Consider the following 26129-nt stretch of genomic DNA (forward strand, 5'->3'; position numbering starts at 1 on the left):
ACAGGAGGTAAGCCTAGCCTCCCCTTACTGGCCGGTGTACCGTCGCACCCCATGCAACCGACTACGCCTGATGCCGTGAGTGCTGCCCTCACCGAAATCCTGCGCGACGACATGAACGTCGATATCCGACGGGTGACCCGGGAATCCCGGCTCATCGATGACGCCGGTCTGGACTCGGTGGCATTCGCGGTCGGAATGGTCGCAATCGAGGACAAGCTCGGGGTGGCCCTGTCCGAAGAGGACCTGCTGGGCTGCGACACCGTCGGCGACCTGGAAGCCGCGATCCTGGCCAAGGTGCCTGCAGCTCAGAGCAACCAGTGAGCACACTCGCTGCGGCGCTGTCGAGGTCAATGACCACGACGAGCGCCGATCTTGTCGTCTTCGACCCCGAAACCCGTACCTGGGCGCGTCATCCGTGGAGTCAGGTCCACGACCGTGCCGAGAACGTTGCCGAACGCATCGGCGAAGACGGCTCCCGCGCGATCGGATTGGTCGGCGAGCCGACCGTCGAGTTCGTCGCCGCGGTTGTGGGAGCAGTCATGGTCGGCGCGGCCGTCTCGATCCTGCCCGGCCCGGTACGTGGCGCGGACTCCCAGCAGTGGGCGCAGTCCACGGTGAGGCGGTTCATCGGTATCGGCGTGGACACCGTGTTCAGCCACGGCAGCGACCTGGAACAACTGCGGGCGGTCCCGGCTGGGCTCAATATGTACGACGATGTGGCGGTCGCTCACGCGCGGCGTTCGACCACCTGGCGCATCTCGACGCAGCCCACCGATATCGCGGTGCTGCAGGGCACCGCCGGGTCGACCGGCGCACCGCGCACCGCGCAGATCTCCTCGGCCGCCATACTGGCCAACCTACGCGGCCTCAGCGAGCGAATCAGCCTGTCCGACAACGATATTGGTTGCTCCTGGCTGCCGCTCTACCACGACATGGGGCTGACGTTCCTGTTGGCCACAGCCGTCGGCGGAATCGAGGCGTGGCAGGCGCCGACCACCGCCTTCGCAGCGTCCCCGTTCAGCTGGCTGAACTGGCTCTCCGACAGCCGAGCGACCTTGACCGCAGCACCGAACCTGGCCTACGGCCTCATCGGCAAATACGCGAGCCGGCTGCAGGACCTCGACCTGTCGACCCTGCGATTCGCCCTCAACGGCGGCGAACCAGTCGACTGTGACGGCACCCAGCGGTTCGGCGCCGAGATGATCCGCTTCGGCTTCGACCCCGGCGCCCTCTGCCCGTCCTACGGCCTGGCCGAATCATCCTGTGCGGTAACGGTTCCGACGCCCGGTACCGGCATCATGGTCGATGAGATCACGGTCGAGACCGACGCGGGTGCCGGCATCCGCCGCCAAGCGGTGCTCGGCGAGCCGATCCCCGGCATGCAGGTACGGTTGCGGCCCAGTGAGCACAACGCCGGAATCTTGGATCGCGAGGTCGGCGAGATCGAGATCCGCGGCGCGTCGATGATGTCGGGATACCTGGGTCAGGAGCCACACGACAGCGAAACCTGGTTCCCCACTGGCGATTTAGGCTATCTGGTCGACGGTGGGCTGGTCGTGTGCGGCCGCGCCAAGGAACTGATCACCGTAGCCGGACGCAACATCTTCCCCACCGAGATCGAGCAGGTTGCCGCACGGGTCAACGGAGTTCGCGAGGGCGCCGTAGTGGCCGTCAGCACCGATGAGCGCGCCGCGCGTCCCGGATTGGTCATCGCCGCAGAGTTCCGGGGCGGCGACGAATCTGCCGCCCGTAGTGAAGTGGTCCAGCGCGTGGCATCCGAATGCGGTGTGGTGCCCGCCGATGTGGTGTTCCTGGCACCGGGCTCGCTGCCCAGAACCTCCTCAGGCAAACTGCGCCGCCTGGAAGTCAAACACAACCTGGAGACAGTGAAGGCATGACAGTAACTGAAGCGGAGACCACGGCAGCAACCACAACCGTCGACGAATACCGCAAGCTGGTCGCCGGCGTATTCGATGAGCGGGTGAAGGCTTGGACGGCTGAAGCTGAAGAGACTGAACGCTTCCCACGTCAGCTCATCGAGCACCTCGGGCGTTCGGGAGTGTTCACCGAGAAGTGGGGCGACGGACAGCAGCCAGACATGGCCAAGCTTTTCGAACTGGCGTTTGCCTTGGGCCGAACGGGGTCAGCGGGCATCGGAGTGGGTGTGAGCCTGCATGATTCGGCGATTGCCCTCCTGCGCCGGTTCGGCAAGTCGGACTATCTGCGCGCCATCTGCGAACAGGCGGTCCGCGGCGAAGCAGTGCTGTGCATCGGCGCGTCCGAGGAATCCGGCGGCTCGGACCTACAGATCGTGGAAACCGAAGTCCGCACGGCCCGCGACGGGTTCGAGGTCAAGGGCATCAAGAAATTCGTGTCGCTGTCCCCGATCGCCGACCACATCATGGTGGTGGCCCGCAGCGTCGACCATGACCCGACCAGCCGACACGGCAACGTCGTCGTCATCGCCGTCCCGACCAGCCAGGTCGAGGTACAGACGCCCTACCGCAAGGTCGGCGCGGGCCCCCTGGACACCGCGGCCGTACACATCGACACCTGGGTACCCGCGGACGCACTTGTGGCGCGCGCAGGGACCGGCTTGGCGGCGATCTCGTGGGGCCTGGCCCACGAACGGATGTCCATCGCCGGGCAGGTGGCCTCCGGAGCACAGCGCGTCATCGGAATCACGTTGGCGCGCATGATGAAACGCCGCCAGTTCGGTCACACCCTCTACGAACATCAGGCGTTGCGGATGCGAATCGCTGATCTGCAGGCCCGCGTGGACATGCTGCGTTACAGCCTCGCGGGTATCGCAGCTCAGGGCAAGCTGGATCTGCGTGCCGCTGCCGCGATCAAGGTGACCGCTGCCCGTCTGGGGGAAGAGGTGCTCTCGGAGTGCATGCACATCTTCGGTGGCTCGGGCTATCTGGTCGACGAGACGCCATTGGGCAAATGGTGGCGGGACATGAAGCTGGCCCGCGTCGGCGGTGGCACTGACGAGGTGCTCTGGGAGTTGGTGGCCGCAGCCATGAAGCCCGACTACGACGGCTACGCCGAATTCGGCCAGGACTGAGGCAGACCCGAACCCGAAAGTGGGCCGTTCACACCGTGAGCGGTCAACTGTGGGCTACGAACGGGGTACATCCTGCGGTGTGCGGGGCAGCGCGTAGAGCGCCATACGCCGGTTGGACATGTCGTGCTCACCGAGAAAGGCGCATCCCGCCCACTCACAGAGCCGGCGCGCACCGGTATTGCGATGGTCCGGGTCGAACATGATGCGCCTGCATCCCGGTTCGAGCTCGAACACGCTGGCCACGACGCGCGGCAGCATGAACGCCGCGATGCCGCGATTGACATACCTGAGGTCGGCGATCGCGGCGTGGATGCCGATGTCGTCGGGCTCGGCGGCGTAGCGGGGTGCGATCGAATCCTTCGCGGCCCGGTACAGCTCGATATAGCCGACCGCTTCACCCTTGAAGCTACCGATGAACGGTCGGGAGTATTGGCCGTCGAGCTGCGCCTGCAGATAGCGCCGCCAGCGTGCCGGCGTCCACTCGTATTCCCATGCCTCGACCAGATGAGGACGGTTCATCCACTCAGACACCATCTCGGCGTCGATCTGCGGGTCGGCCAGCCGAATCGCATAGGGTTCGGCCACGATCGGAGTGGGCGGCGCCGGCACGGCCCGGACGACGTCGGATATGTCGGTCAGTTCGCGCTTGAGTACGGGCGCATCGTCGATCTCGGTCATTGATCGGCCAGCCTACCTCAGCAAGTGAGGGTAGGTTTACCTACGTTCTGACGGTCACGGCAGCAGCTTCGCCAACACCACGGCTTGGCTCAGTTCCAGCTCCCGCGTCGCCGTCACCAACGTGACCGGGCCATCGCGCACCATCGCCCGGAGCTCATCCAGCGCCTCGGCAGCCGGGGAGGTCTCCAACTCCGCGGTGTAGCGTGCGGCGAACTCGTCGAACCGCTCGGCCCGGTGGTCGTACCAGTGCCGCAGCTCGGCGGACGGCGCAACAGCGGGCAACCACCGCCCGACCCTGGGATCGGTCTTACGGATTCCCCTCGGCCACAACCGGTCCACAAGGACCCGCTGCCCGTCGGCAGAATCGGGCTGCTCGTACACCCGCGCCAGCCGCACCTGCGGCTCGTTAGCCTTGAGTTCAGCCATCAAGTGAAATGCTAGGCCGATGGAGGTCAACCGCGTCGCCGATCTACAGCGTTGGCAGGAATCCGGTGCGCACTGGCAGGTGATCGCGCGAACGGGTGACACCGTGACCGTTGCGCTGCTCCGCTGCGACGGCGGTGAAGAGGTCGACAGGTTCACCTCAGATGATCCCGCGTTGCTGGCCTTTCTCGGCCAGCGGGTCAGTAGCGAGGATGAATAGCGGCGCGGAATCCCTAATTGCTCCTCACGTCCGCAGACTTCTAATTGCTCCTCACGTCCGCGGAATCCCTAATTGCTCCTCACGTGCACGGTAACGTCGTGGCGTGCAATGCCACCGACGGCCCACCCCGAGGAGCCAGCGATGAAGAAGCTCATCAACGATCCCGCCGACGTGATCACCGAGGCCCTGCAGGGCATGGCCGCCGCCCATCCCGAACTTCGTATCGACCACAGCAATCGAATCATCTACCGCGGGGACGCCCCGGTCGCCGGCAAGGTCGGTCTGGTCTCCGGCGGCGGGTCGGGGCACGAACCGTTGCACGGCGGGTTCGTCGGGCCGGGCATGCTCGACGCTGCTTGTGCGGGTGAAGTTTTCACCTCGCCGGTGCCGGACCAGATGCTGGCCGCAACCCAGCACGTCGACGGCGGGGCAGGTGTCCTACACATCGTGAAGAACTACACCGGTGACGTGATGAACTTCGAGATGGCCGCCGAACTGGCCGCCGCGGAGGGTATTACGGTCGAGTCGGTGATCGTCGATGACGACGTCGCGGTGCGCGACAGCACGTTCACCGCCGGACGCCGCGGGGTCGGCGCGACCGTTCTGGTGGAGAAACTCGCCGGCGCGGCCGCAGACCAGGGTCGCCCACTGAACGACGTGGCCGCCGTGGCGCGGCACGTCAACGCCTCCGCCCGGAGCATGGGGGTGGCACTGGCCTCGTGCACGGTACCTGCGGTGGGACATCCCACCTTTGACCTGCCCGACACCGAGATCGAGCTGGGCATCGGAATTCACGGTGAACCCGGACGCCAACGCGTCCCCATGCAACCGGCTCGCGCCGTGGCAGAACTCATGGCCGAGCCGATCCTCACCGACTTCGACTTCACCGGTGGCGACGGGGTGATCCTGTTCGTCAACGGCATGGGCGCAACCCCATTGATCGAGCTGTATGTCATGTACGCACAATTCGCGGCCATCCTGGACAAGGCCGGCGTGCAGGTCGCCCGTTCCCTGGTCGGCCCCTACATCACCAGCCTGGACATGGCGGGCTGCTCGGTCACCCTGCTGCGCGCCGACGACGAACTGCTGCGGCTGTGGGATCACCCGGTGAGCACCGCGGCGCTACGGTGGGGACGCTGACATGGACCTGGCCCAGCTCACCGCATGGCTGCGCGAATTCGCCCGCGTGATCGGTGAAAATGCGCAGTACCTCAGCGATCTCGATGCGGCGATCGGCGATGCCGACCACGGTATCAACATGGAGCGCGGGATGACGGCTGTCGTCGCAGCGCTCGACGACACTCCACCGGCCGACCCGGCGGCCCTGTGCAAGCTGGTCGGCATGACCCTGGTGAAATCCGTGGGCGGCGCCAGCGGTCCCCTGTACGGCACGTTCTTCCTGCGGATGGCGCCCGCGCTGGGGACCGACAGCGAGGTCAGTGCCGCGAATTTCGCGTCCGCACTGCGGGCCGGGGTCGACGGCGTGGTCCAGCGCGGCCGCGCCGAGGCGGGCGACAAGACCATGTACGATGCCCTTGCCCCTGCCGTCGACGCGCTGGACTCCGCGTTGTCAACCCACGCCTCGCTGCCCGAAGGTCTCTCGACAGCGGCTGCCGCAGCCCAGAAGGGCAGGGATGCAACGGAATCACTGATAGCCAGAAAGGGCCGAGCCAGTTACCTCGGGGAACGTAGCGTCGGGCATATCGATCCGGGCGCGGCGTCGGCAGCTCTGCTGATCGCCGCGGCGTCCGCGGTGCTGAACGGCGGTCCGGCGTGACGGCGGGTTTGGTGGTCGTGTCACACAGCCGCCAGCTGGCCCGCGCCGCGGTCGCACTGGCCCGAGAAATGGTGCACGACAATGAGGTCCGGTTCGAGATCGCCGCAGGGCTGGACGACACCACGTTCGGCACCGACGCCGCGGCGATCGCCGAGGCGGTCACGGCGGCCGACGACGGCGATGGCGTGGTGGTGCTGATGGACTTGGGCAGCGCCGTCCTTTCCGCCGAATTCGCCCTGGAATTGCTCGATGATGACGCGAGGCAACGCACCGTGCTGTGCCCTGCCGCACTGGTGGAAGGTCTCATCGTGGCGGCCGTATCCGCAGCCGGCGGGGCATCGACCGCGACGGTGGCAGCCGAAGCGTCCAACGCGTTGGCCGGCAAGATCGCGCAGCTCGGAACGGTGACGTCGGCAACGACCGACGAGAGCGACGGCGCAGCTGAAATCACCGGCAGCTTCGTCATCACCAACCCGCACGGACTGCACATCCGGCCCGCCGCCCGGCTGGTCCAGGAAGTCCGCCGTCGCGATGCACAAGTGTGGATCCGCAACCGGCGCAGCGATTCCGATTGGGTCGACGCCAGCATCCTGTCGGGTCTCACGACTCTCGACGTGCGGTGCGGCGACGAGATGCAGCTGCGTATTTCCGGTCCCCACGCCGCTGAGTCGCTGGCCGACATCCTGGCACTGGCCGACCGTCAGTTCGACGAGACCCCGACCAGCTGACCTTCAGGTGGCCGGGCGAAACCGCACCAGCCGAGCCAGCTGGTCCCGGTCCTCGATGCCGATCTCGGCGAAAATGCGGTAGAGGTGGCCGTCGATCACCTGTGCGCAGTGAAGAGAACAGCCCCGGAATCGATATCCGAACCCGTCCGCACCGCATCGGACACCGTGATGTTTGCGGCTTCACGCTCGTCCATGATCACAACCGGCACAATCGGATTGAGGCCTTTCGCGATCACCGAAGCGGCGTCATAGGTGATGACGACCTGCCCCGCGGTGACGTCATCGCCCTGGCTGAGGTGGATGGTGAAACCCTCGCCGTTGAGCGCGACGGTGTCCAGCCCGAGGTGCACGAGGACACCGACATTGTCCGCGGTCAACACGATGTACGCATGCGGCATCAGTTTCAGCAACTTCCCGCTGGCGGGGGCGACCGCATCCACCACCCGGGTGCCCGGGTCGACGGCAGCGCCGTACCCGACCAGTCCGGCCGAGAAAACCGGATCGGGGACGTCGGAGAGGGCGACGGCGCGCCCGCTGACAGCGGCCAGTACTGGCGTAGTACTCATGTCTCGGTCTCCTTTGTTCGGCTGCAAGCTTACGAGGCTCGCCCACTCGCCCGGCGCATCTCGGTAAGGCTTCCGGACAACGCCATCAAGGAGATCTTGTCGACGGTTCAGACCGACAACAGCCGCTGGAAGAAATCGCGGTAGCGCGTGAGAGCCACACGCAGTTCCTCCGTCGAAACATCCTCGCCGCGAGCCCATTGAGCCTCGAGCCGAGAACGAGTGTCGGCGAAACTCGCGTTCAGCTCTTCGACGACTTCTCCCACGAGTCTGTCCGCTTGCTGCACACACTGTTTCGGGTCATCGATGAATGCCGCCTGAATATCGGTCCAGCGCGAACGCAGTCCTGACCGATGCTGTTCGGCAAACAGCAAGGTGTCATCACCGGTCGACACTTCAGCGTCCCGAGTCTCCTGCATCTCTGCGGGATCGGGCCGACCGGTCGACGCCTGCTCGTCGTGAGTGGTCATGCTCGCGCCTCCCTCGACGAATCTGTACCGGACTCACGCCCAGTCGGTGTTTCATGCTCAGCGCCGAGCAGTTCCTCGAAGAGCACCCGATAGTGCACGATCGCCTCACGTTGAGCCTCGGTGCCGATCTCACCATGCTCTTGCGCCAGGTGAAGGATGTGTGCCGCCCGATAATGCTCGACCACCTTCGGGTGATCCACCGAGATGTCGGCCGCTTGCTGCTCGAAATCGTCTATCGGGTAACCGCGTTCGCGCAGGACCTCGGTCACCAGTCGATCTGCTTCGCTGACCGATTTCGCAGGATTGTCCACGAACCCGGCCTGCGTTATCCCCCACGCCTGGACGTATCGCGCCCGCGATTCCGGTGTCAACTCATCGATGTTCAGCTTGTTGTGCTTGCGTTCACGTGCAAGAAGTTCCTTCTCCGCGGCGCGTTGGCCGCCTGCGCTGTCCATTGCTCGCTCATACTCCGGACCGAACCGGCCCTTCAATCTGTCGCTGCGCTTCTTCCGCATGATCGAAGCGAACGCGATCAACGCCAGCACAACGATGACCACGACGACTACCGCGATGACGATCCAACTCCATGTAGGCATCTCTGACCTCCTGCACGGGTGTTACCCGAAGGAGCTCTGTGCAAACGTCGATTCTCGATGGACGCGTCCCCTGCGCGGCGGCGACGGCATCGGTTTCGGCAACGGCACGAACGCGCGCTCACACCTTCGCGAAGCAGGAGTTGGCTTCGCCGTTGGGAATTGACGCGTTCTGGCTGGAGAACTTTCCGACGACCCCGGTGCTGGTCACCTCGACGCTGTCGGCGTGTATGCCCAGCGGATAGTTGTCGTTCAGCTTTTTGGTGAGGCCGTCCAGCGCTGACTGCACGGTGTCTTTCGAGAAAGGTCCGGTGGCATCGAGCACCTGCAGGTTCAAGTCACCGTTGGCGACGACGGGCTTGGCGGTGACGCTGGTGCCGCCGGCGGCGTCGAGGACGAGGGTCCCGGCAGCGGTGTCGGTGTGGACACCGGTGAGCAGGTCGCCTACGACGGGTAAGTTCTCGGCGACAGTCTCCTTGATCCCGGCCGACGTCCACGACAGCGTGGCGGCCAGGGATCCGATGGTGCCCTTGGAATCGGCCGTGCCCTGCAAGCGAATGTCCGACAGGCTCACGTCGGCCGTCATCCCCTTGGCCGCCTGGACTCGATTACCGGCGGTGTCGACGGAAATGTTGGTGTAGTGACCGGTGATGTGCTGCCACAGAAACGGCGGACTCACTCCGAACGAGATGGTGGCACCGTCCTGCACGACGCATTGGGTGACGTCGGCCAGCAGGCTTCCAGCCCGGTGCCGGGCATACAGTTCGGCACCGGCCAGTCCGCCCGCCAACAGGGCGACGACGATGATCGCGATCAACACGACCGTCTGCAGGCGGCGACGCCGTGGTCGCTCCTTGCCCTGTGGATGGTGCGCACCGGGCGGCCCGACCGCGCGGGGACGCTGTCGGGCGATCTTCTCGGTGGCGGGGGTATCGGCGGGTTGACGGCGAGCGTGAAACTGCTCGGTCGGTGCTTCGTGATGGGTGGGCGGCTGCTGTTGCGGCGGAGGTGGCCTCAGACGCTGAGTCGGCGGCTCGGGTGGCCGCAAACGCTGGGTTGCGGGGTCGGGCGGCGGCGCTCCGGGGCCGCGCCAGCCAGGTTGTCCGGGGCGTTGCGGCGGTGTCGGCATCCGGGCAATTCTGCCCCATCGACATGGGTGCGAGCTAAGAAGGAAGCATTCCACAGCCCACCCACCGTTGCTTGCGGGCGATCAGACCACACCGGAACTTTCCTCGGCATCTTGCTTCGTGCGCTCCCAGGGCCAGGTCATCAGCGCCCACACGATGAGAACGATCGTGACCTCGGTCAGCAGATACAGCGGCCACGGGCCCAGTACGTCCAGCAGCGATGCGGTGGGCGGCTTCCTGTTGAGATAGCCGTAGTTGGTGCCAGTGATCACGTTGAAGATGAGGGTCAATGCTGCCCACGCGAACGTCGCGATGGCTGCGAACCGGTAGTCGCGCCACCGCGGACGCATTCCACGCCCCCAGGTGAGATAGATGGCCGCCCAGACAACGAGCACGTGAAGCGTGAAGAACGTGATGAACAGATGGTGCGGAAAGTCCGGGGCGCCGTCTCTCGGCGTACCGATATCCGGCGTGATCAACGCCTGTGAACTCAGGACTAGACCCCAGTAGTAGGTGAGGACGAAAGCCCACCGTCGCTGCGACCACAGGGCGTACGCCGCCGCGAGTTCCGCGATGTCGCACAGTTGCAGCGGCACCGAGGTATCGACGGTGGGCTCGACCAGCTTGTAGACCAATGCCACGATGAACGCCGCCAGGAGCAGACCCGCCAGGACGCGGCCGAGGAGCCGGGCCTGCGCTTCGGTCTGTCGACGGCCGATCATGACCAGCACGACCGCGCCCGCCGCGAACACCGCCAGCACCACCAAGTGTGACGGGCCGTAGGCCGAAAACTCGCGTTGTGCAGAGAACAGTTCGATCAACCCCGTTTCGTCGCACGCACGGAACGATTACCCATAATCGCAGGCGGCGTTCGACCTGCCCGCTCGAAACACCCGCATGGATATTGGGTCAACCGCTCAACCAGACAAGCCGCATTTGACCCGATGTCCCGACTTCGTCAGCGGACCGCCGAGACCCAGCCGAAATCGGGGGCCGGCGAAGCAGGCTCGTATGTCGACGGGTCAGGCCCCAGAGACTGCTGACCGCCATACCCTGGTGTCTCCGAGCCGTACCCCGGTGGCGAACCGTAGCCCGGTCGCGGGCCGTGCATTGACGTCTGCGGGCCGTAATCCGGCGTCGCGGGGCCATATCCCAGCGATGGCCCATACCCAGGCACCGTCTGACCGGACCCGGCCAGTAGCTTAGATGCGACAAAAGCCGCTGCCTGGGTGGTGTACACGGGGATGTAACCCTCGGTGTGGCCGCTCCAGTCATTGCCTGGACCGGCGTGACAGATCGGGTCGTTCGGGTTACACAGGTCGATCGCTTTGGAGCTGAGCAGCGTGCTCTTGGCCGACAGCGCTTCTCCCGTGCGGGTAGCGACGTCGCCGAAGGTGGCGACCGCCGCGACGTTAGCCGCGTACTGGGGCGGAAGCGGATCAGCCCATGTGATGCCGCCCAGAGGATTACCGGCCACGATGTTGATCACGCTCGCGCCCTGCGAGTAGCCGCCCAGGACGATCTTGGTGTCGGGGCAGGAGGACACCGTCGATTTGAGGTGGGCAATCGCGTCTTTGGCTCCGTCACCACCGTGCAGCTGCAGCTTGGAGGCCTTGTAGTTCACCGCGTAAGTGTCGATGTTCATACCGCCGGTCTGCTTGCGCAGCGAGTCGACGAAGGCGTCGCCGACCCGACCGAGACCAGCCGGCTCATCGGTGCCGCGCGCGAAGATGACCTCGGCGCCCGGGCAGTCGGTGGCGGACGCTACCGGCAGCGCGCTTGGGGCGACGAGCAGGACACCGGCAGCGAACAGTGCCGAAGCGCCAAACCCCACCCAACGACCGGCGCTACGCTTGCAGCGTTTGCGGCGAGAAAGCACCCCTCAATCTAACCCCGTACGCAAGACGGCTGAACTTCACTTCGTGTACACGGGTAGCTTCGCCCAACCGCACCTGTGCCAGTTGGGACCACGCGCCGGCGACCAGCTCTTGACGGCCAGCGGGGTCCCGAGTTGGCGACGCCCCACGAGTGGAGGGGCTGGGGGTGTGCTATCTGTAGATACGGCACGTCATCTAGGCGTGACCCCGGACGAGGGCGACCGTACCCGGACTCGACGACGGCCAGCGCGTGGAGGCTGCCGTGGGTAGATCTTTTCCCGATGTAGTAAACGCACTGCCCGGTGCGGTGCCCGCTCGAACAGCGGGGGCCTAGGCGCACATGGGCGGATTGGTCTTCGAGGTCACTCAAATTGTCGGCGCGCTGCTTGTGCTCGCCTGTTTCCTCCTAGCGCAGGTTGACCGGATCAACCCGGCCGGCTATCCGTACCTGGCCGTGAACCTCGTGGGCTCCGGCGCGATGACGGTCACCGCCGTGATCGCGCAGGAGTGGGGTTTCGTGTTCCTAGAGGGTGTGTGGGCGCTGGTGTCCCTGTGGGGGCTGATCCAGCGAGCGCGTGGCGTCGTCCCAACGGCGGTGCACTGATGGAGATTGCCCTGCAGTTCGTCGGCGCACTGGGCATCCTGACGCCATTCACGTTGATGCAGTTTCGACGTTGGAGCACACGTTCCTGGCCGTACCTGGCGCTGAACTTTGCCGGCGCATCGGTGCTGACCTGGTTGGCTGCGGTGGAGTCGCAGTGGGGCTTCGTCATCCTGCAGGGTGTGTGGGCGCTCGTCGCGCTGATCGGGCTCATCCGTCGCGCGGCTACCCGGAATACGCAGTCCGAAGCCGCACTCTGACCTCTATAACCGGTCTCCGCGCGGCTCGCCGAACCGCCACACAGCAGAAGGGCCACCTCCCGGTCAGGAAGATGGCCCTTCTCTCGTGCTATCGGTGGAGCTGCCGGGAATTGAACCCGGGTCCTACGGCATGTCTTCGAGGCTTCTCCGTGCGCAGTTCGCTGTGTCTCTACTCGGATCTCTCAGTCACGCGAACAAGCCGAGATGACGATCCCAGTCGCTGTTTGATGTCCCCATGGATTCCGCGACCGAACCCATGGGTGGGTCCCTCTAGCTGATGCCAGGGTCCGGGCCGAGGGCGCTCCCGGTCTGACAGACTAGCCTCGCTTAGGCAGCGAGGGCGTAGTCGCGCTGATTGGAATCGGCGCTTAATTGGTTGCAACGACGCTTACGGTGGTCTCTTGCCTGCACCGGCACGCTTCCCTTGATTCGATGCGCGAAGTCGAAACCGATCAGCCCCTCGCATCCCTGCCGACTTTCGGCAGGACACATCATCCTACGCCGGCATCAACAGCCGATGCCAAGCAGTCATTCCCGTGATTGGGCAGCTGTCGACGAGCGTGCGCGCAACGCCGACAAAAGGCGGTGTGTCGGCCGACAGACACGCACGGTCGCGGTGCAGGGTGGGCCGGGTTACATGCCCTTGGCGCGGCGGCCGAGTTCACGGATGATCTCCCGGTCGGCGTCACGCTTGGCCAGGTCTTGGCGTTTGTCGTGCGCCTGTTTGCCGCGGGCCAGCGCGAGCTCCACTTTGACTTTGCCGTCGGAGAAGTACATCGACAGTGGCACCAGCGTGAGATTGCCGTCGCGGATCTTGCCGATGAGGTTGTCGATCTCCCTGCGGTGCAGCAGCAGCTTGCGATTGCGGCGCGGCGCGTGGTTGGTCCAGGTGCCGTGGTGGTACTCGGCGATGTGAACGTTGCGCAGCCAGATCTCGCCGTCGTCCACGGTCGCGAAGGCGTCGGCCAACGATGCCTGACCTTCGCGCAGGCTTTTCACCTCGGTGCCCATCAGCGCGATACCGGCCTCATAGGTGTCGAGGATCGCGTAATTGTGCCGCGCCTTGCGGTTGCTCGCCACGATCTGCTTGTTGCCAGCGGGACTGGACTTCTTGGTCGCCACTACCTCACGCCTACCTGCGTACGTAAAGCCGCAGGGTGACGTACGCGGTCACCCCTGCCATCGCGACACCGACCAACAACAAGATCGGCGAGATGTACAGGATGTCGGCAAAGTCCACCCTGGCAATCAGGTTGGCTTGATAGAACTGGTTGAGCGCGCGTTCCATGAATACCGCCCGCACGACGGTCAGCCCGATGATCGCGATGACGACACCTATGAGGGCCGCCAGCATCGCCTCCACCAGGAACGGCAGCTGGGTGTACCAGCGAGTGGCGCCGACAAGGCGCATGATGCCGATCTCGGTTCGTCGGGTGTAGGCCGCCACCTGCACCATGTTGGCGATCAACAGCACGGCCCCGATCGCCTGTACCAGCGCCACCGCGAACGCCGCGTTACTCAGGCCGTTGAGCACCGAAAACAACCGGTCGATCAGCTCTTTCTGGTTGAGCACACTGCGCACACCCGGCTGCCCGATCATCGACTTGTCGAATTCGGCGTGCTGCTCGGGATTGTTCAGTTTGACGATGAACGACGCCGGAAAGGCGTCTTTGCTCGCGACATCCTTGAACTGCGGGATCTTGCGGATGGCGTCCTGATAGGCCTCGTCGCGGTTGAGGAACCGCACCGACTTGACCTGGTCGGTGTCCTCTTCGAGCTTGCTCCGCAACGCCTTGCACGGGTCGGCATCACAGTTCGGATCGTTGGCCGACACGTCGTCGGTCAGGAACACCTGGGTCTCGACCCGGTCGAGGTAGATGTCGCGGGACTGGTCTGCCAACCGCACCACCAGCAGGCCGCCACCGAACAGCCCGATGGAGATGGCTGTGGTCAGGATCATCGCAACGGTCATGGTGACGTTGCGGCGAAGCCCGGTCAGAACTTCATTGACAAGAAAGCCGAAGCGCACTTAGCGATCCATTCCGTAGACGCCGCGCTGTTCGTCACGAATCAGCCGGCCGAGTTCGAGTTCGACGACCCGTTGACGCATCGAATCGACGATGTGATGGTCGTGCGTGGCCATCAGCACCGTCGTTCCGGTGCGGTTGATCCGCTCCAGTAGGTCCATGATGTCCTTACTGGTCTCCGGGTCCAGGTTCCCGGTCGGCTCGTCGGCGATCAGCACCAGCGGGCGGTTGACGAACGCCCGGGCGATCGCCACGCGTTGCTGCTCACCGCCGGAGAGTTCGCTGGGCAGCCGGTTGGCCTTCCCGGACAGCCCCACCATCTCCAGCACGTCTGGGACGACCCTGTTGATCACCTCGGATCGCTTACCGATGACCTCGAGGGCGAATGCCACGTTTTCGAACACGGTCTTCTGCTGCAGCAGCCGGAAGTCTTGGAATACACAGCCGATCACCTGTCGCAGGCTCGGGATATGCCGTCCCGACAGCTTGTTGACGTGAAACTTGGAAACGCGGATGTCACCCGTCGACGGCGTCTCCACTGCCAGCAGCAGGCGCATGAACGTGGACTTGCCCGACCCGGACGGGCCGATGAGAAACACGAACTCACCCTTGTCGATCGTCAACGAGACGTCGTCGAGCGCTGGTCGCGCCGACGACTTGTACTGCTTCGTCACGTGGTCGAGGGTGATCATCACGGCACGCCAGTGTAGCGGTGAGAGCGTAGAAGCCGGACCATGCTAAGGCTGCAATGTCGGCGCGGTGGGTTGCTCGGCAGCCGGCGAGGGTTGCTGCGCGGGGGCCGGGGTCGATGCCGGCGCAGTCTCGCCCGGCAAGATCGGCAGCGTGATCGCCGGCAACGGACCGGGACCGTCCGGATCGATCACCGTGGTGCGCGGCCCCGGCGAACTGGACGTCGTGGTCGGGCTCGTGGTGGTCGGACTCACACCGGTCGTTTCGGGCGTGGTGGTTTCCGTCGTCGTCGTTTCGGTCGTCGTCGGCGTGGTGGTGAGCGTGGTCGTCGGCTCCGTCGTCCGGGGCGCCACTTTGGTGCGCGGCACCCACGTGTAATCGGGATCGGGTACGAAACCTGGAGGCGCCGCCGGCACAGGTGTCGGCGGCCGATAGGCCTGCTGCACCCAGAACAGCGCCACGAACGCCACCATCAGGACCACCGTCGACGTACGGACCCGACCGAGGTGCTTGGGCCAGTACTTGACCGCGGTGTCCTTGACGACCTTGAACTGCGAGGACAGATCGAATTTCATTTACGTGGTCTCCCGGGTGGGGCGTCCCGCTGGCGTCTGCTCGGTCCCCGCCGCCGTCGCCGGAAGGGGAATCGACTCCACGGTCGGGGTCGCGCCATCGCTGGGCGTGGCCACTCCGGCGCGTCGCAAGGCCCGTACGACGCGGACCCGCAGTCGCCGCCCCACCTCGAACTGCTTGCCGGGCAGGGTCCGGGCGACCATCTGCAGGTTGACGGTATCCAGTCCGATGCTCTCCACACCCATGAGCTGCGGTTTGTCGAGCAGCAGCTTGGACAGTTCCTCGTCTTCGGAGGCCTTGTCCGCCACGTCGTGCAACACGTCGTTGACGGCGTTGAGGTCTGCGCTGGCCGGTACCGGGATGTCGACCACAGCGCGGGCCCAGTCCTTGGAGAGGTTCAGCGACTTGACGATCTGGCCGTTGGGAACGGTGTACATCTCCCCCTCTGAGGACCGCAGCTTGGTGATCCGCAGCGTGACATCCTCCACGGTGCCCTCGGCCTCATTGGCCGCCCCGATCGTCAGTCTGACCAGGTCACCGAAGCCGTACTGCTTCTCCGTGATGATGAAGAAGCCTGCCAGCAGGTCTTGGACGATGCGTTGTGCGCCGAAGCCCAGCGCAGCACCGACCACCGTCGCCGGAGCCGCCAACGACACGATCGGCACGTCCAGCGCGTCGCTGACCTCGACCAGCACGACGACGAACAGCATCGCCACCGAGACCCAAGAGATCACCGAGGCGACGGCCTGCCGGTGCTTGGCGCTCTCCGAGCGCACCAGCTGGTCGCTTTCCTCATATTCGGCGTCGATGCGCCGCACGAATCTCTGCGCGGCCCAGCTGATGAAGCGGGCCAGCAGCAGCCCGCCGATCAGCAACAGCGCGATGCGCAGACCCTTGGTCAGGATCCATACGCCGAACTCGCCGTGCCAGAAGTCATGCCAGCGCTGGGCCATCGGATGGGCCAGCATCGTGGTGGCCAAATTACTCGTCGTCATCTTTTCTGTTGCGCCACCTGATTCCTGCTTCCAGGAATCCGTCGATGTCTCCATCGAGCACCGCGGTCGGGTTACCGACCTCGTACTCGGTGCGCAGATCCTTCACCATCTGATAAGGCTGCAGCACATAGGACCGCATCTGAGTCCCCCAGGAACTTCCGCCGTCACCTTTCAGTGCGTCCATCTCGGCGCGTTCCTCTAAACGCTTGCGCTCCAGCAACTTTGCCTGGAGAACCCGCATCGCCGAGACCTTGTTCTGCAGCTGCGATTTCTCGTTCTGACAGGTGACCACGATACCGGTCGGGATGTGGGTGAGGCGCACCGCCGAGTCCGTGGTGTTCACCGACTGTCCGCCGGGACCGCTTGAGCGGTAGACGTCGACGCGGAGGTCGCCCTCGGGAATCTCGATGTGATCGGTGGTCTCGACCACCGGCAATACCTCGACGTCGGCGAAGGAGGTCTGGCGCCGGCTCTGGTTGTCGAACGGGCTGATCCGCACCAGCCGGTGGGTGCCCTGTTCGACCGAGAGGGTGCCGTAGGCGAACGGCGCGTGCACCGCGAACGTCGCGCTCTTGATGCCGGCTTCCTCGGCGTAGGAGGTGTCGAACACCTCGACCGGGTACTTGTGCTGCTCTGCCCAGCGGATGTACATCCGCATCAGCATCTCGGCCCAGTCGGCCGCGTCAACGCCTCCGGCGCCGGACCGGATGGTGACGACGGCTTCGCGCTCGTCGTATTCGCCGGACAGCAGCGTGCGGACCTCCATCTGCTCGACGTCCTCGCGCAGCTTGTCGAGCTCGGCGTCGGCCTCGGCGAGGGTGTCGACGCCCGCCTGCCCATCTTCATCCGCGGCCAGCTCGTACAGCACAGGCAGATCGTCGAGCCGGCTGCGCAGCTCCTCCACCCGGCGCAGCTCGCCCTGGGCATGCGACAGCTCGCTGGTGACCTTCTGAGCACGGGTCTGGTCGTCCCACAGCTTCGGGTCCGACGCTTCCTGCTCGAGTTTGGCCACCCGGTCACGCAGGCCGTCCAAGTCAAGCACCCGCTCCACCGTCGTCAGGGTGGTGTCGAGTGCGGCGATATCGGCTTGACGGTCTAGATCCACGAAAGTTGAGGTTACCTGTAGCCCGTTCGGGGAAGTTATCGCTGACCGGCGGCAGCTCGAAGGATCCACGTTTAGAGTCGGGGGGTACCAGCCCTGACGCGCCGCGACAGCCCCTTGCGCGGGTCAGGGTGGTCAATTGATGGCTCACAGAAGGTTGTGCATGCGCCCCTATCACGTGGCAATCGTCGGCTCTGGTCCGTCAGGATTCTTTGCCGCCGCATCACTGCTCAAATCCGCCGACTCCCCCGAACACCGCGATGTCCGCGTCGACATGCTCGAGATGCTGCCGACCCCGTGGGGTCTCGTGCGGTCGGGCGTCGCGCCGGATCATCCCAAGATCAAGTCGATCAGCGCCCAGTTCGAGACCACCGCTGCCGATCCACGTTTCCGGTTCTTCGGCAACATCACCGTCGGCACGGATGTCGCACCGGCCGAACTGGCACAGCGCTACGACGCGGTGATCTATGCCATGGGCACCCAGTCGGACCGGTCGCTGAACATTCCCGGCGAGGAGCTGCCGGGCAGCATTGCCGCCGTCGATTTCGTCGGCTGGTACAACGCACACCCCCGCTTCGGTGAGATGGATCCGAACGTGTCGGGCAGTCGCGCGGTCGTGGTCGGCAATGGCAACGTGGCCCTGGACGTGGCCCGCATTCTCGTGAGCGATCCCGCGGCGCTGGCCCACACCGACATCGCCGATCATGCTCTGGCTTCGCTGGACGCACATGGCGTCGAGGAGGTGCTGGTGATCGGACGACGTGGCCCACTGCAGGCCACCTTCACCACCGTCGAGCTACGCGAACTCGGCGGCATGGAAGGCCTCGAGGACGTCGACGTCATCCTCGATCCGGCCGATTTCGCCGACATCACCGACGAAGACCTCGACGCCGCGGGCAAAACCGTCAAACAGAACATCAAAGTGCTGCGCAGCTACGCCGAACGCAAGCCCGAAGGAGCCAAGCGACGCATCATATTCCGCTTCTGCACCTCGCCGATCGAATTGCGCGGCGACGCCCGGGTCGAGTCGGTCGTGTTGGGCCGCAACGAGCTTGTCCGTGACGCCGATGGACGCGTGGTCACCAAGGACACCGGTGAGCGTGAGGAGTTGCCGGCGCAACTCGTGGTCCGAGCCGTGGGCTACCGCGGTGTGCCTATCGCGGGGCTTCCGTTCGACGAGCGGTCCGGCACCATCCCGCATACCGACGGCCGTATCGAGGGCAGCCGCAACGAGTACGTCGTCGGCTGGATCAAGCGCGGGCCCTCCGGCGTCATCGGCAGCAACAAGAAGGATTCGGCGGACACGGTGGACACCCTGCTCGCAGATCTGCGGGCGCGCGAACTCAGCGAGTTCGGTGACGACCACGGTGCCGCGCTGGCCGCGTGGCTCGCCGAACGCCAACCCGAGCTGGTCACCAACGACCATTGGCGCGCCATCGACTTGCACGAGCGCGCCGCCGGGGAGCCGCTGGGCCGGCCGCGGGTCAAAGTGCCCAGTCTGGCCGAGCTGCTGCGCATCGCCCACAGCTGACGGCCGGGACGTGTTTGCACCTGACCAGGCGTCCACGTTCCGCCGGAATTCGGTACGCGCGCGACCGTTCTTGGATCAACCGGGTGGGTTCTGACGCTCTGCAACCGGTCCCGGCGAAGGCGGCGTTATCGATCGGTGGGCAGCCGGATTGGATCGGCCAGTACCGAACGATACGTCGAGCCGGCGAAGATCGGCTTGTTCACGCCGATAACGGCGAATCTCCCGCTTGAGTTGACGCAGTCGTCGTTCGTCGCCTCCGACAACCTGCGACGCAACGGCGTGGATCGCATCCGCCACGATGTTGACCTCGTTGACAAGGTTCCTGATCGCCGTGATCACCTCGTGAGCTTCGCCCATCTCCGCGATATCGACGACAGCGTCGATGTCGGACGCGGCAGATTCAAGTTCGTCGGCGTCGACGGCGAGCGAGATGATCAGGGCCGTGTAGGCGGCATCGATGCTCATCGGCTCGGCAAGGTATCCGGTGTCGTGAAGCGCCGCGATCAAGACTGTCGTGTAGGCGGTCTGTGTCAACTCGGCGAGCGCAGTTAGATACTGCCGGCGAGGCAGTTGCTTCATCTCGCCATTGCGCCAGGTGTTGACCGTCTGCGGTGTTGCACCTATGCGGCGCGCAACCTCAGCTTCGGACACCCCGTAGTCGTCCATGTGCGTCTGGACGATCTGGATCAGCTGGCGCATGGAATCGTCTCCTATACCCAACCGACCAGCCAATCACGCCACCTCATTCGCTGTTGGTCGCTGTCGACGCACCATCGCTGATGCCATGACGTCAACCAGACAATAAGCGACATACTGCCCATTTCTGCAGGCAGTGCGAAAGCCGATCTAACGCCATGCCATATTCGTCAACTACCTATTGATGTTTCGTTAGCTAATTAGTGATAATTTGCCGTAACCTGGACCGCAGTTGGCTGGCTATCCGCGAAGACGGGGTTTGAAACAAGTGCGGTTGCATTCCGGCGATACGCTGCGGGCGCTCATGCGCCAACGGGGATACTCAATGGCACAGCTAGGCACCCGTGTTGGATGCAGCAAGGCATTCATTCACGGCTTGTGCTCGGGTATCAAACACTCATGTTCACCGCAGCTGGGTGCGCGCATCGCGGAGGCGCTGGACGCCCCGGTCGACCTTCTCTTCGCGGTGAACACCGAGAAGATCAACGGACGAAAGATCAATCAAAACTTGACTCCCCTGACGGGGGTGTCTCGCGTCGCACCCGCACGAACTCGCGAGGAGAGCGAGCGATGACCACGCACAAACTCGACCAAGTCTCGACCATCACCCTGTGGCGCACCCGTCATTGCCTGCCATTCGCGATCTGCCAATGCGGTTGGCACGGCAAGCCCCGTATTTTCGGCCGCCGGGCCATCGCCGACGCGCACCGGCATGCCGCGGCAACCAACCACATTCTGTCCGAGCCACTCGACCTTTGGAAGGCTGCCCGGCGTTCACGGCGCAGGAGAGTCCGGTGAGGCGAACGCCCACTTGTCCGGATTCTTCGGCGAATACACCACCGGGATCAGCTGGCCCATGGTGGGCCAGGCAGACACATCGACAGCCATGCGCTGATACACCACATGCTCGTTGACCGTCGGTCCGTTGATGACGCCGGTGATCGTCACGAACTGCTCCCCCTGGGCGTCCGGACGCGGACTGACCCCCGTGACCAGCAGCGTGCCGGATACGGTGTCGGGCCCCATACCGCGACGTCGCATGATCCGCGGCGCCAGCAGCAACACCAGCACGCCCACGAGCAACAGGAGTATCCCGAATTCCCACACCAGGCCATGGTAGGACTGCTGCCATGAGCACCTACGCAGATGACCTGTCCCTGGCACTCGGACTCGCCGATCAGGCCGACGCGCTGACCATGGCCCGATTCGGAGCGTTAGACCTGCGCATTGAAACCAAACCCGACCTGACGCCCGTCACCGACGCCGACCGCGGCGCGGAGGAGTCACTGCGAGCGACGCTGGACGACGCGCGGCCGGACGACTCGGTGTTCGGCGAAGAGTTCGGCGGCACCAGCGCTTTGACGGGCCGGCAGTGGGTTCTCGATCCGATCGACGGCACCAAGAACTTTGTCCGCGGCGTGCCGGTGTGGTGTACCTTGATCGCCCTCCTCGAGGATGGCACGCCGACTGTCGGGGTAATCAGCGCACCGGCGTTGGCCCGGCGCTGGTGGGCGGGCGCCGGCCAGGGCGCGTTCGGCTCGTTCGCCGGGACGACGCGCAAGCTGTCGGTCTCCGGTGTCAGCGATCTGGCATCGGCCAGTCTGTCGTACTCCGACCTCACGACCGGCTGGGAGGACCGCCGGGATCGCTTCGTCGAACTGACCGATGCGGTGTGGCGGGTGCGGGCCTACGGGGACTTCTGGTCGTACTGCATGGTCGCCGAGGGCGCGGTCGACATCGCCTGCGAACCCGAGGTGAAGCTGTGGGATGTCGCTCCGCTCGACCTCCTCATCCGCGAGGCCGGAGGCACTTTTACCAGCATCGACGGCGTCGACGGGCCGCACGGCGGCAGTGCGCTGGCCACCAACGGACAGCTCCACTCGGAGGTGCTGAGCAGGTTGTCCGCGGGGTAGCCGACCTGTGCCGGGTGTGAAATTGGTTACTGCGGCGCCATACCTTACTCCAGAGTAAGATACGGTCAGACGCGTCGCCACGACCAACCAGAGGCAGCTGACAATGACCAACACTCTGCCGTCCAAGAACGGCTCCACACCCCACCCCCAGCGCTCCGACCGGCCCAGCGCCGTGGGTATGCACAAGTACAAGCGGACAGCGACCGACATCGGCTTGGCGCTGATCACCCCGATCCTGGGCCAGGAGTTCCTGGATCGCTACGGATTGCGCGACCCGCTCAATCGCGGCCTGAAATATGGCGTGAAGCAGGTATTTTCGACTGCCGGGGCAGCCACCCGGCAGTTCCAGCGGGTGCAAGGCATAGGCAAGTCACCCACCCGGCTGGCGGGCCCTCGGCCCGAAAAGCGCTCAGACTACTTCGACCTCACCCCCGACGACGACCAGAAGATCATCGTCGACACGGTCAATGAGTTCGCCAAGGAACTCCTGCGGCCGGCGGCCCGTGACGCCGACGAAGCGGCCACCTACCCGGTCGATCTCATCGCCAAGGCCGCTGAGCTGGGTATCACCGCCGTTAACGTCCCGGAGGAGTTCGACGGCATCGCCGAGCACCGCAGCACGGTGACCAATGCCCTGGTCGCCGAGGCGCTGGCCTACGGCGACATGGGTCTGGCGCTGCCGATCCTGGCGCCCGGCGGGGTCGCGGCGGCGCTCACCCACTGGGGCAGCGCCGATCAGCAGGCCACCTACCTCAGGGAATTCGCGAGCGAGAACGTCCCGCAGGGCTGCGTGGCGATCGCCGAACCGCACGCGCTATTCGACCCGACCATGCTCAAGACCACCGCGGTACGCACGCCGAGCGGCTACCGGCTGTCCGGTGTCAAATCGCTGGTGCCCGCCGCGGCCGACGCCGAATTGTTCATCGTCGCAGCACAACTGGGTGGCAAACCGGCGCTGTTCATCGTCGAGGCGTCGTCGCAGGGCCTTACCGTCAAGGCCGATCCCAGCATGGGCATCCGCGCGGCCGCGCTCGGCCAGGTCGAACTCGACAACGTCGCCGTACCGCTGCACGCCCGCCTCGGTGAGGACGAGGCCACTGACGAGGATTACTCGGAAGCGATCGCGCTGTCGCGACTCGGCTGGGCAGCGCTGGCGGTCGGTACTTCGCATGCGGTGCTGGACTACGTGATTCCCTACATCAAGGAACGCCACGCGTTCGGCGAGCCCATCGCCCACCGGCAATCGGTGGCATTCACGGCCGCCAACATCGCCATCGAGCTCGACGGCCTGCGACTCATCACCTGGCGCGGTGCCGCCCGGGCCGAACAGGGCCTGCCGTTCGCCCGCGAAGCCGCGCTGGCCCACAAGCTCGGCACCGACAAGGGCATGCAGATCGGTCTGGACGGGGTCCAGCTGCTCGGCGGTCACGGATACACCAAGGAACACCCGGTCGAGCGCTGGTACCGCGGTCTGCGGGCCATCGGCGTCGCCGAAGGTGTCGTAGTTATCTAGCTCAGCGGTCCTTCCTCTTATCCAAGCGAAAGACGAATCATGGCAATCAATCTGGAAATGCCCCGCAAGCTTCAGGCCGTCATCGAGAAGGGCCATCAGGGCGCCGCCGAAATGCTTCGCCCGATCTCACGCAAGTACGACCTCGCCGAGCACGCCTACCCGGTCGAGCTCGACACCCTGGCCAACCTGTTCGAAGGCATCTCGAGCGCCAAGACCATCTCGTTCGCGGGCGCCGAAGCCTTCCGTGACGACGCGAACGGCGACGGCCAGAAGACAACTGTCAACGGTGCCAACATGTCCGCACTGCTCAACGCAGTGGAGATCAGCTGGGGCGACGTGGCACTACTGCTTTCGGTGCCGCGCCAAGGCCTGGGCAACGCCGCCATCTCCTCGGTGGCCACGCCCGAGCAGCTCGAACGGCTCGGCAAGGACGTGTGGGCCGCGATGGCCATCACCGAACCGGGCTTCGGTTCCGACTCCGCTGCCGTGACCACCACCGCGGTGCTCGACGGCGACGAGTACGTGATCAACGGCGAGAAGATCTTCGTCACCGCGGGTTCGCGCGCGACCCACATCGTGGTCTGGGCGACACTGGACAAGTCCTTGGGCCGTGCGGCGATCAAGTCGTTCATCGTGCCGCGCGAGCATCCCGGAGTCACCGTCGAGCGCCTCGAGCACAAGCTCGGCATCAAGGCCTCCGACACCGCGGTGATCCGCTTCGAGAATGCCCGCATCCCGAAGGACAACCTGCTCGGTGATCCGGAGATCCACGTGGAGAAGGGTTTTGCCGGGGTCATGGAGACCTTCGACAACACTCGACCGATCGTGGCGGCCATGGCCGTCGGTATCGCGCGGGCCGCGCTGGAGGATCTGCGCGCCATCCTGACCGATGCGGGCGTGGAGATCTCCTACGACAAGCCTGCGCACGCCCAGAGTGCCCCCGCGGCGGAGTTCCTCCGGATGGAAGCCGACTGGGAGGCCGGTTACCTGTTGACGGTGCGCTCGGCGTGGCAGGCCGACAACAGCATTCCCAACTCCAAGGAAGCCTCGATGGGTAAGGCCAAGGCTGCCCGTGTGGCCAGCGACATCACCCTCAAGGCCGTCGAAATGGCCGGGACCGTGGGCTATTCGGAGCAGACCCTGCTGGAGAAATGGGCACGTGACTCGAAGATCCTCGACATCTTCGAAGGCACTCAGCAGATCCAGCAGCTCGTGGTGGCCCGCCGGCTGCTGGGCCTCTCCTCGGCCGAGCTGAAGTAACCTTCCCCCCTCGCGAGCCGCACTTCGAGCCCAGCGCTGCGCTCCTGGTTTCCAACCGGCCAGCAGACAGAAAACTGCCCCAAATCCGAAGATTTGGGGCAGTTTTCTGTCTGCTCGGCGAGGTGGTTAGCCCAGGACTCGCTGCAGATCCGGAACCATGGCCTGCAGCTCCCGGCCCCAGTAGGCCCAGCTGTGCGTGCCGTTGTCCGGGAAGTTGAACACGCCGTTCTTACCGCCCGCGGCGATGTAGTTGTCCTGGAACGTCTTGTTCGTGCGGATCGTCAAACCCTCCAGGAACGTCGCCGGCAGGTCGCCGCCGCCGAGCTCGTCCGGCTGGCCGTTACCGCAGTAGATCCAGATACGGGTGTTGTTGGAGACGAGCCGCGGGATCTGCACCATCGGGTCGTTACGCTTCCAGGCGCTGTTCGGATCCTCGGTGGGACCCCACATGTCGTTGGCCTTGTAACCGCCGGCGTCACCCATCGAGATGTTGATCAGGAACGGCCACCAGCCCTCGGAGGGGTTCAGGAAGCCTGACATCGAGCCGGCATAGATGAACCGGTCGGGGTGGTAGGCGGCGAGGATCAGCGCGGCCGAACCGGCCATGGACAGGCCGATGGCTGCGTTACCGCTCGCAGCGACGTCGCGGTTCGCGGCCAGCCATTCCGGCAGCTCGCTGGTCAGGAAGGTCTCCCACTTGTAGGTGACGCAACCAGAGTTGCCACAGGCCGGCTGGTACCAGTCGCTGTAAAAGCTGGACTGTCCGCCGACCGGCATGACCACCGACAGCCCGGTGTTCAGGAACATCTCGAACGCGTTGGTGTTGATGTCCCAACCGTTGTAGTCATCCTGGGCGCGCAGGCCGTCGAGCAGGTATACCGCGTGCGAACCCGATCCACCGCTCTGGAACTGAACCTTGATGTCACGGCCCATCGACGGCGACGGGACCATCAGGTACTCCACCGGCAGACCGGGCCGGGAGAACGCTCCCGCGGTCGCCGATCCGCCCACCACGCCGATCAAGCCAGGCAGCAACAGTGCTGCCATGGCCGCCACCGAAAGCCGGCGCGCCCAATGGCCACGAATCTTGTCAATGAAGCTCATACTGCAAATCCGTCCATCTTCCGGTTAACTACGCCCAGTACTGCGCGATCAGAGGTCATCGTGCGACATGCAACGAAGGATCGCTGCATCGTCGCGCCCGCTCGACTGAGCCCGGTGCTTCAGCGGAGCGGACCGAGAAAATTCAGTTGTTGCGTCTTGAGTAAATCATGAGGGCGCGATGAGAGAAAACCGACGGCCCGTTGCGGCGCGGCGCAACTTGGCTCGGCAAAAAATGACGCCGCCTTTGTCTTCACGCCCTGCCGGGGTGTCCTACCAGCGCGAACAGGCACTGTCCCCCGTTCAAGTCCGCCGTGTCAAGTTACGGCCGCGGCCAATCT

Annotated in this window: 32 protein-coding genes and 1 other RNA gene; 15 read left to right on the forward strand and 18 right to left on the reverse strand. The window is 65.0% G+C overall.

Going from position 1 to position 26129, the window contains the following annotated elements; genetic code table 11:
* Positions 1-27: 27 nt before the first annotated feature.
* Genes H276_RS0112145 through mbtN form a run of 3 tightly spaced genes read left to right on the forward strand, consistent with a single transcriptional unit; the run spans position 28 to position 3070 of the window.
* On the forward strand, positions 28-321 hold the full coding sequence (locus tag H276_RS0112145) for an acyl carrier protein (RefSeq protein ID WP_081625459.1): 294 nt from the start codon (positions 28-30) through the stop codon (positions 319-321).
* Complete coding sequence (mbtM, locus tag H276_RS0112150) at positions 318-1898, forward strand: long-chain-fatty acid--ACP ligase MbtM (protein ID WP_026356906.1); 1581 nt, start codon at positions 318-320, stop codon at positions 1896-1898. Before H276_RS0112145 ends, mbtM begins: the two co-directional genes overlap by 4 nt.
* Complete coding sequence (gene mbtN, locus H276_RS0112155) at positions 1895-3070, forward strand: mycobactin biosynthesis acyl-ACP dehydrogenase MbtN (protein ID WP_019971586.1); 1176 nt, start codon at positions 1895-1897, stop codon at positions 3068-3070. Before mbtM ends, mbtN begins: the two co-directional genes overlap by 4 nt.
* A gap of 54 nt (positions 3071-3124) precedes the next feature.
* On the opposite strand, the gene H276_RS0112160 is transcribed toward mbtN, so the two are convergent.
* Entirely contained in the window at positions 3125-3748 is a 624-nt protein-coding gene (locus tag H276_RS0112160; RefSeq protein ID WP_019971587.1) for a GNAT family N-acetyltransferase, read from the reverse strand.
* Between the two features lie 54 nt (positions 3749-3802).
* The gene (locus tag H276_RS0112165) at positions 3803-4174 is read right to left on the reverse strand and encodes a DUF488 domain-containing protein (protein ID WP_019971588.1); all 372 of its coding nucleotides are present in this window, start codon (positions 4172-4174) and stop codon (positions 3803-3805) included.
* Positions 4175-4193: 19 nt separating this feature from the next.
* On the opposite strand from H276_RS0112165, the gene H276_RS0112170 reads away from it, so the two are divergent.
* From H276_RS0112170 to dhaM, 4 genes are all read left to right on the forward strand, one after another.
* The gene (locus H276_RS0112170; RefSeq protein ID WP_019971589.1) at positions 4194-4391 is read left to right on the forward strand and encodes a hypothetical protein; all 198 of its coding nucleotides are present in this window, start codon (positions 4194-4196) and stop codon (positions 4389-4391) included.
* Positions 4392-4532: 141 nt separating this feature from the next.
* Entirely contained in the window at positions 4533-5531 is a 999-nt protein-coding gene (gene dhaK / locus H276_RS0112175) for a dihydroxyacetone kinase subunit DhaK (RefSeq protein WP_019971590.1), read from the forward strand.
* A gap of 1 nt (position 5532) precedes the next feature.
* On the forward strand, positions 5533-6168 hold the full coding sequence (dhaL, locus tag H276_RS0112180) for a dihydroxyacetone kinase subunit DhaL (protein WP_019971591.1): 636 nt from the start codon (positions 5533-5535) through the stop codon (positions 6166-6168).
* Positions 6165-6896, forward strand: coding sequence for a dihydroxyacetone kinase phosphoryl donor subunit DhaM (dhaM, locus tag H276_RS0112185; protein ID WP_019971592.1), 732 nt, complete (start codon positions 6165-6167; stop codon positions 6894-6896). The genes dhaL and dhaM overlap by 4 nt, the downstream gene beginning before the upstream one ends.
* A gap of 95 nt (positions 6897-6991) precedes the next feature.
* Here dhaM and H276_RS0112195 read toward each other — a convergent pair whose 3' ends face one another.
* The 6 genes from H276_RS0112195 to H276_RS0112220 all read right to left on the reverse strand — a co-directional run bounded on the left by H276_RS0112195 (position 6992) and on the right by H276_RS0112220 (position 11483).
* A complete protein-coding gene (locus tag H276_RS0112195; protein ID WP_019971594.1) occupies positions 6992-7462 on the reverse strand; it encodes a PTS glucose transporter subunit IIA in 471 nt (156 codons plus the stop codon).
* Positions 7463-7569: 107 nt separating this feature from the next.
* Complete coding sequence (locus H276_RS0112200; protein WP_019971595.1) at positions 7570-7929, reverse strand: hypothetical protein; 360 nt, start codon at positions 7927-7929, stop codon at positions 7570-7572.
* The gene (locus H276_RS0112205; RefSeq protein WP_026356907.1) at positions 7926-8525 is read right to left on the reverse strand and encodes a hypothetical protein; all 600 of its coding nucleotides are present in this window, start codon (positions 8523-8525) and stop codon (positions 7926-7928) included. Before H276_RS0112205 ends, H276_RS0112200 begins: the two co-directional genes overlap by 4 nt.
* Positions 8526-8643: 118 nt before the next feature.
* Positions 8644-9651: a DUF2993 domain-containing protein gene (locus tag H276_RS0112210; protein WP_196807900.1), complete on the reverse strand. Its 1008-nt coding sequence runs from the start codon at positions 9649-9651 to the stop codon at positions 8644-8646.
* A gap of 81 nt (positions 9652-9732) precedes the next feature.
* The gene (locus H276_RS0112215; protein WP_026356908.1) at positions 9733-10461 is read right to left on the reverse strand and encodes a TIGR02206 family membrane protein; all 729 of its coding nucleotides are present in this window, start codon (positions 10459-10461) and stop codon (positions 9733-9735) included.
* A gap of 146 nt (positions 10462-10607) precedes the next feature.
* Positions 10608-11483 carry a cutinase family protein gene (locus H276_RS0112220; protein ID WP_019971599.1) on the reverse strand — a complete coding sequence of 292 codons (876 nt, stop codon included), beginning with the start codon at positions 11481-11483 and terminating at the stop codon, positions 10608-10610.
* Positions 11484-11866: 383 nt separating this feature from the next.
* Between H276_RS0112220 and H276_RS0112225 the strand changes: the two genes are divergently transcribed.
* Together H276_RS0112225 and H276_RS0112230 are read left to right on the forward strand one after the other, a co-directional pair.
* Positions 11867-12130 (forward strand): hypothetical protein, encoded by a 264-nt coding sequence (locus H276_RS0112225; RefSeq protein ID WP_019971600.1) that lies wholly within the window; start codon positions 11867-11869, stop codon positions 12128-12130.
* Complete coding sequence (locus H276_RS0112230; protein ID WP_019971601.1) at positions 12130-12387, forward strand: hypothetical protein; 258 nt, start codon at positions 12130-12132, stop codon at positions 12385-12387. Before H276_RS0112225 ends, H276_RS0112230 begins: the two co-directional genes overlap by 1 nt.
* A gap of 92 nt (positions 12388-12479) precedes the next feature.
* Here the strand turns inward: H276_RS0112230 and ssrA are convergent.
* The 7 genes from ssrA to prfB form a co-directional block, all read right to left on the reverse strand.
* Positions 12480-12847, reverse strand: a transfer-messenger RNA (tmRNA) gene (gene ssrA, locus H276_RS24075).
* Positions 12848-13020: 173 nt separating this feature from the next.
* Positions 13021-13509 carry an SsrA-binding protein SmpB gene (smpB, locus tag H276_RS0112235; RefSeq protein WP_019971602.1) on the reverse strand — a complete coding sequence of 163 codons (489 nt, stop codon included), beginning with the start codon at positions 13507-13509 and terminating at the stop codon, positions 13021-13023.
* A gap of 10 nt (positions 13510-13519) precedes the next feature.
* On the reverse strand, positions 13520-14416 hold the full coding sequence (gene ftsX / locus H276_RS0112240) for a permease-like cell division protein FtsX (RefSeq protein WP_019971603.1): 897 nt from the start codon (positions 14414-14416) through the stop codon (positions 13520-13522).
* Positions 14417-15106 (reverse strand): cell division ATP-binding protein FtsE, encoded by a 690-nt coding sequence (gene ftsE / locus H276_RS0112245; protein WP_019971604.1) that lies wholly within the window; start codon positions 15104-15106, stop codon positions 14417-14419.
* Positions 15107-15151: 45 nt separating this feature from the next.
* The gene (locus H276_RS0112250; RefSeq protein ID WP_019971605.1) at positions 15152-15679 is read right to left on the reverse strand and encodes a hypothetical protein; all 528 of its coding nucleotides are present in this window, start codon (positions 15677-15679) and stop codon (positions 15152-15154) included.
* Complete coding sequence (locus tag H276_RS0112255; protein ID WP_026356909.1) at positions 15680-16672, reverse strand: mechanosensitive ion channel family protein; 993 nt, start codon at positions 16670-16672, stop codon at positions 15680-15682.
* A complete protein-coding gene (gene prfB / locus H276_RS0112260; RefSeq protein WP_019971607.1) occupies positions 16659-17777 on the reverse strand; it encodes a peptide chain release factor 2 in 1119 nt (372 codons plus the stop codon). The genes H276_RS0112255 and prfB overlap by 14 nt, the downstream gene beginning before the upstream one ends.
* Before the next feature lie 160 nt (positions 17778-17937).
* Here prfB and H276_RS0112265 point away from each other — a divergent pair, with 160 nt between their 5' ends.
* Positions 17938-19305 (forward strand): FAD-dependent oxidoreductase, encoded by a 1368-nt coding sequence (locus H276_RS0112265; protein WP_019971608.1) that lies wholly within the window; start codon positions 17938-17940, stop codon positions 19303-19305.
* A 75-nt stretch (positions 19306-19380) separates the two neighbouring features.
* Here the strand turns inward: H276_RS0112265 and H276_RS23630 are convergent, their stop codons facing one another.
* Positions 19381-20004, reverse strand: a complete 624-nt coding sequence (locus tag H276_RS23630) for a helix-turn-helix transcriptional regulator (protein WP_019971609.1) — start codon at positions 20002-20004, stop codon at positions 19381-19383.
* Positions 20005-20269: 265 nt separating this feature from the next.
* On the opposite strand from H276_RS23630, the gene H276_RS0112275 reads away from it, so the two are divergent.
* Together H276_RS0112275 and H276_RS24650 are read left to right on the forward strand one after the other, a co-directional pair.
* Positions 20270-20575, forward strand: a complete 306-nt coding sequence (locus H276_RS0112275) for a helix-turn-helix transcriptional regulator (protein ID WP_019971610.1) — start codon at positions 20270-20272, stop codon at positions 20573-20575.
* Positions 20572-20799 carry a hypothetical protein gene (locus H276_RS24650; protein WP_155943066.1) on the forward strand — a complete coding sequence of 76 codons (228 nt, stop codon included), beginning with the start codon at positions 20572-20574 and terminating at the stop codon, positions 20797-20799. Before H276_RS0112275 ends, H276_RS24650 begins: the two co-directional genes overlap by 4 nt.
* Here the strand turns inward: H276_RS24650 and H276_RS0112280 are convergent.
* A complete protein-coding gene (locus H276_RS0112280) occupies positions 20776-21108 on the reverse strand; it encodes a hypothetical protein (RefSeq protein ID WP_019971611.1) in 333 nt (110 codons plus the stop codon). The genes H276_RS24650 and H276_RS0112280 overlap by 24 nt on opposite strands.
* A 23-nt stretch (positions 21109-21131) precedes the next feature.
* On the opposite strand from H276_RS0112280, the gene hisN reads away from it, so the two are divergent.
* The 3 genes from hisN to H276_RS0112295 all read left to right on the forward strand — a co-directional run bounded on the left by hisN (position 21132) and on the right by H276_RS0112295 (position 24687).
* A complete protein-coding gene (gene hisN, locus H276_RS0112285; RefSeq protein WP_019971612.1) occupies positions 21132-21914 on the forward strand; it encodes a histidinol-phosphatase in 783 nt (260 codons plus the stop codon).
* A 103-nt stretch (positions 21915-22017) separates the two neighbouring features.
* Entirely contained in the window at positions 22018-23427 is a 1410-nt protein-coding gene (locus tag H276_RS0112290; protein WP_019971613.1) for an acyl-CoA dehydrogenase family protein, read from the forward strand.
* A gap of 39 nt (positions 23428-23466) precedes the next feature.
* The gene (locus H276_RS0112295; protein ID WP_019971614.1) at positions 23467-24687 is read left to right on the forward strand and encodes an acyl-CoA dehydrogenase family protein; all 1221 of its coding nucleotides are present in this window, start codon (positions 23467-23469) and stop codon (positions 24685-24687) included.
* Between the two features lie 126 nt (positions 24688-24813).
* Here H276_RS0112295 and H276_RS0112300 read toward each other — a convergent pair whose 3' ends face one another.
* Complete coding sequence (locus H276_RS0112300; protein ID WP_019971615.1) at positions 24814-25791, reverse strand: esterase family protein; 978 nt, start codon at positions 25789-25791, stop codon at positions 24814-24816.
* Between the last annotated feature and the right edge of the window lie 338 nt (positions 25792-26129).

Origin of the sequence: Mycobacterium sp. 141 (assembly GCF_000382405.1) — a bacterium.
In the GTDB taxonomy this organism is placed as follows: Bacteria; Actinomycetota; Actinomycetes; order Mycobacteriales; family Mycobacteriaceae; genus Mycobacterium.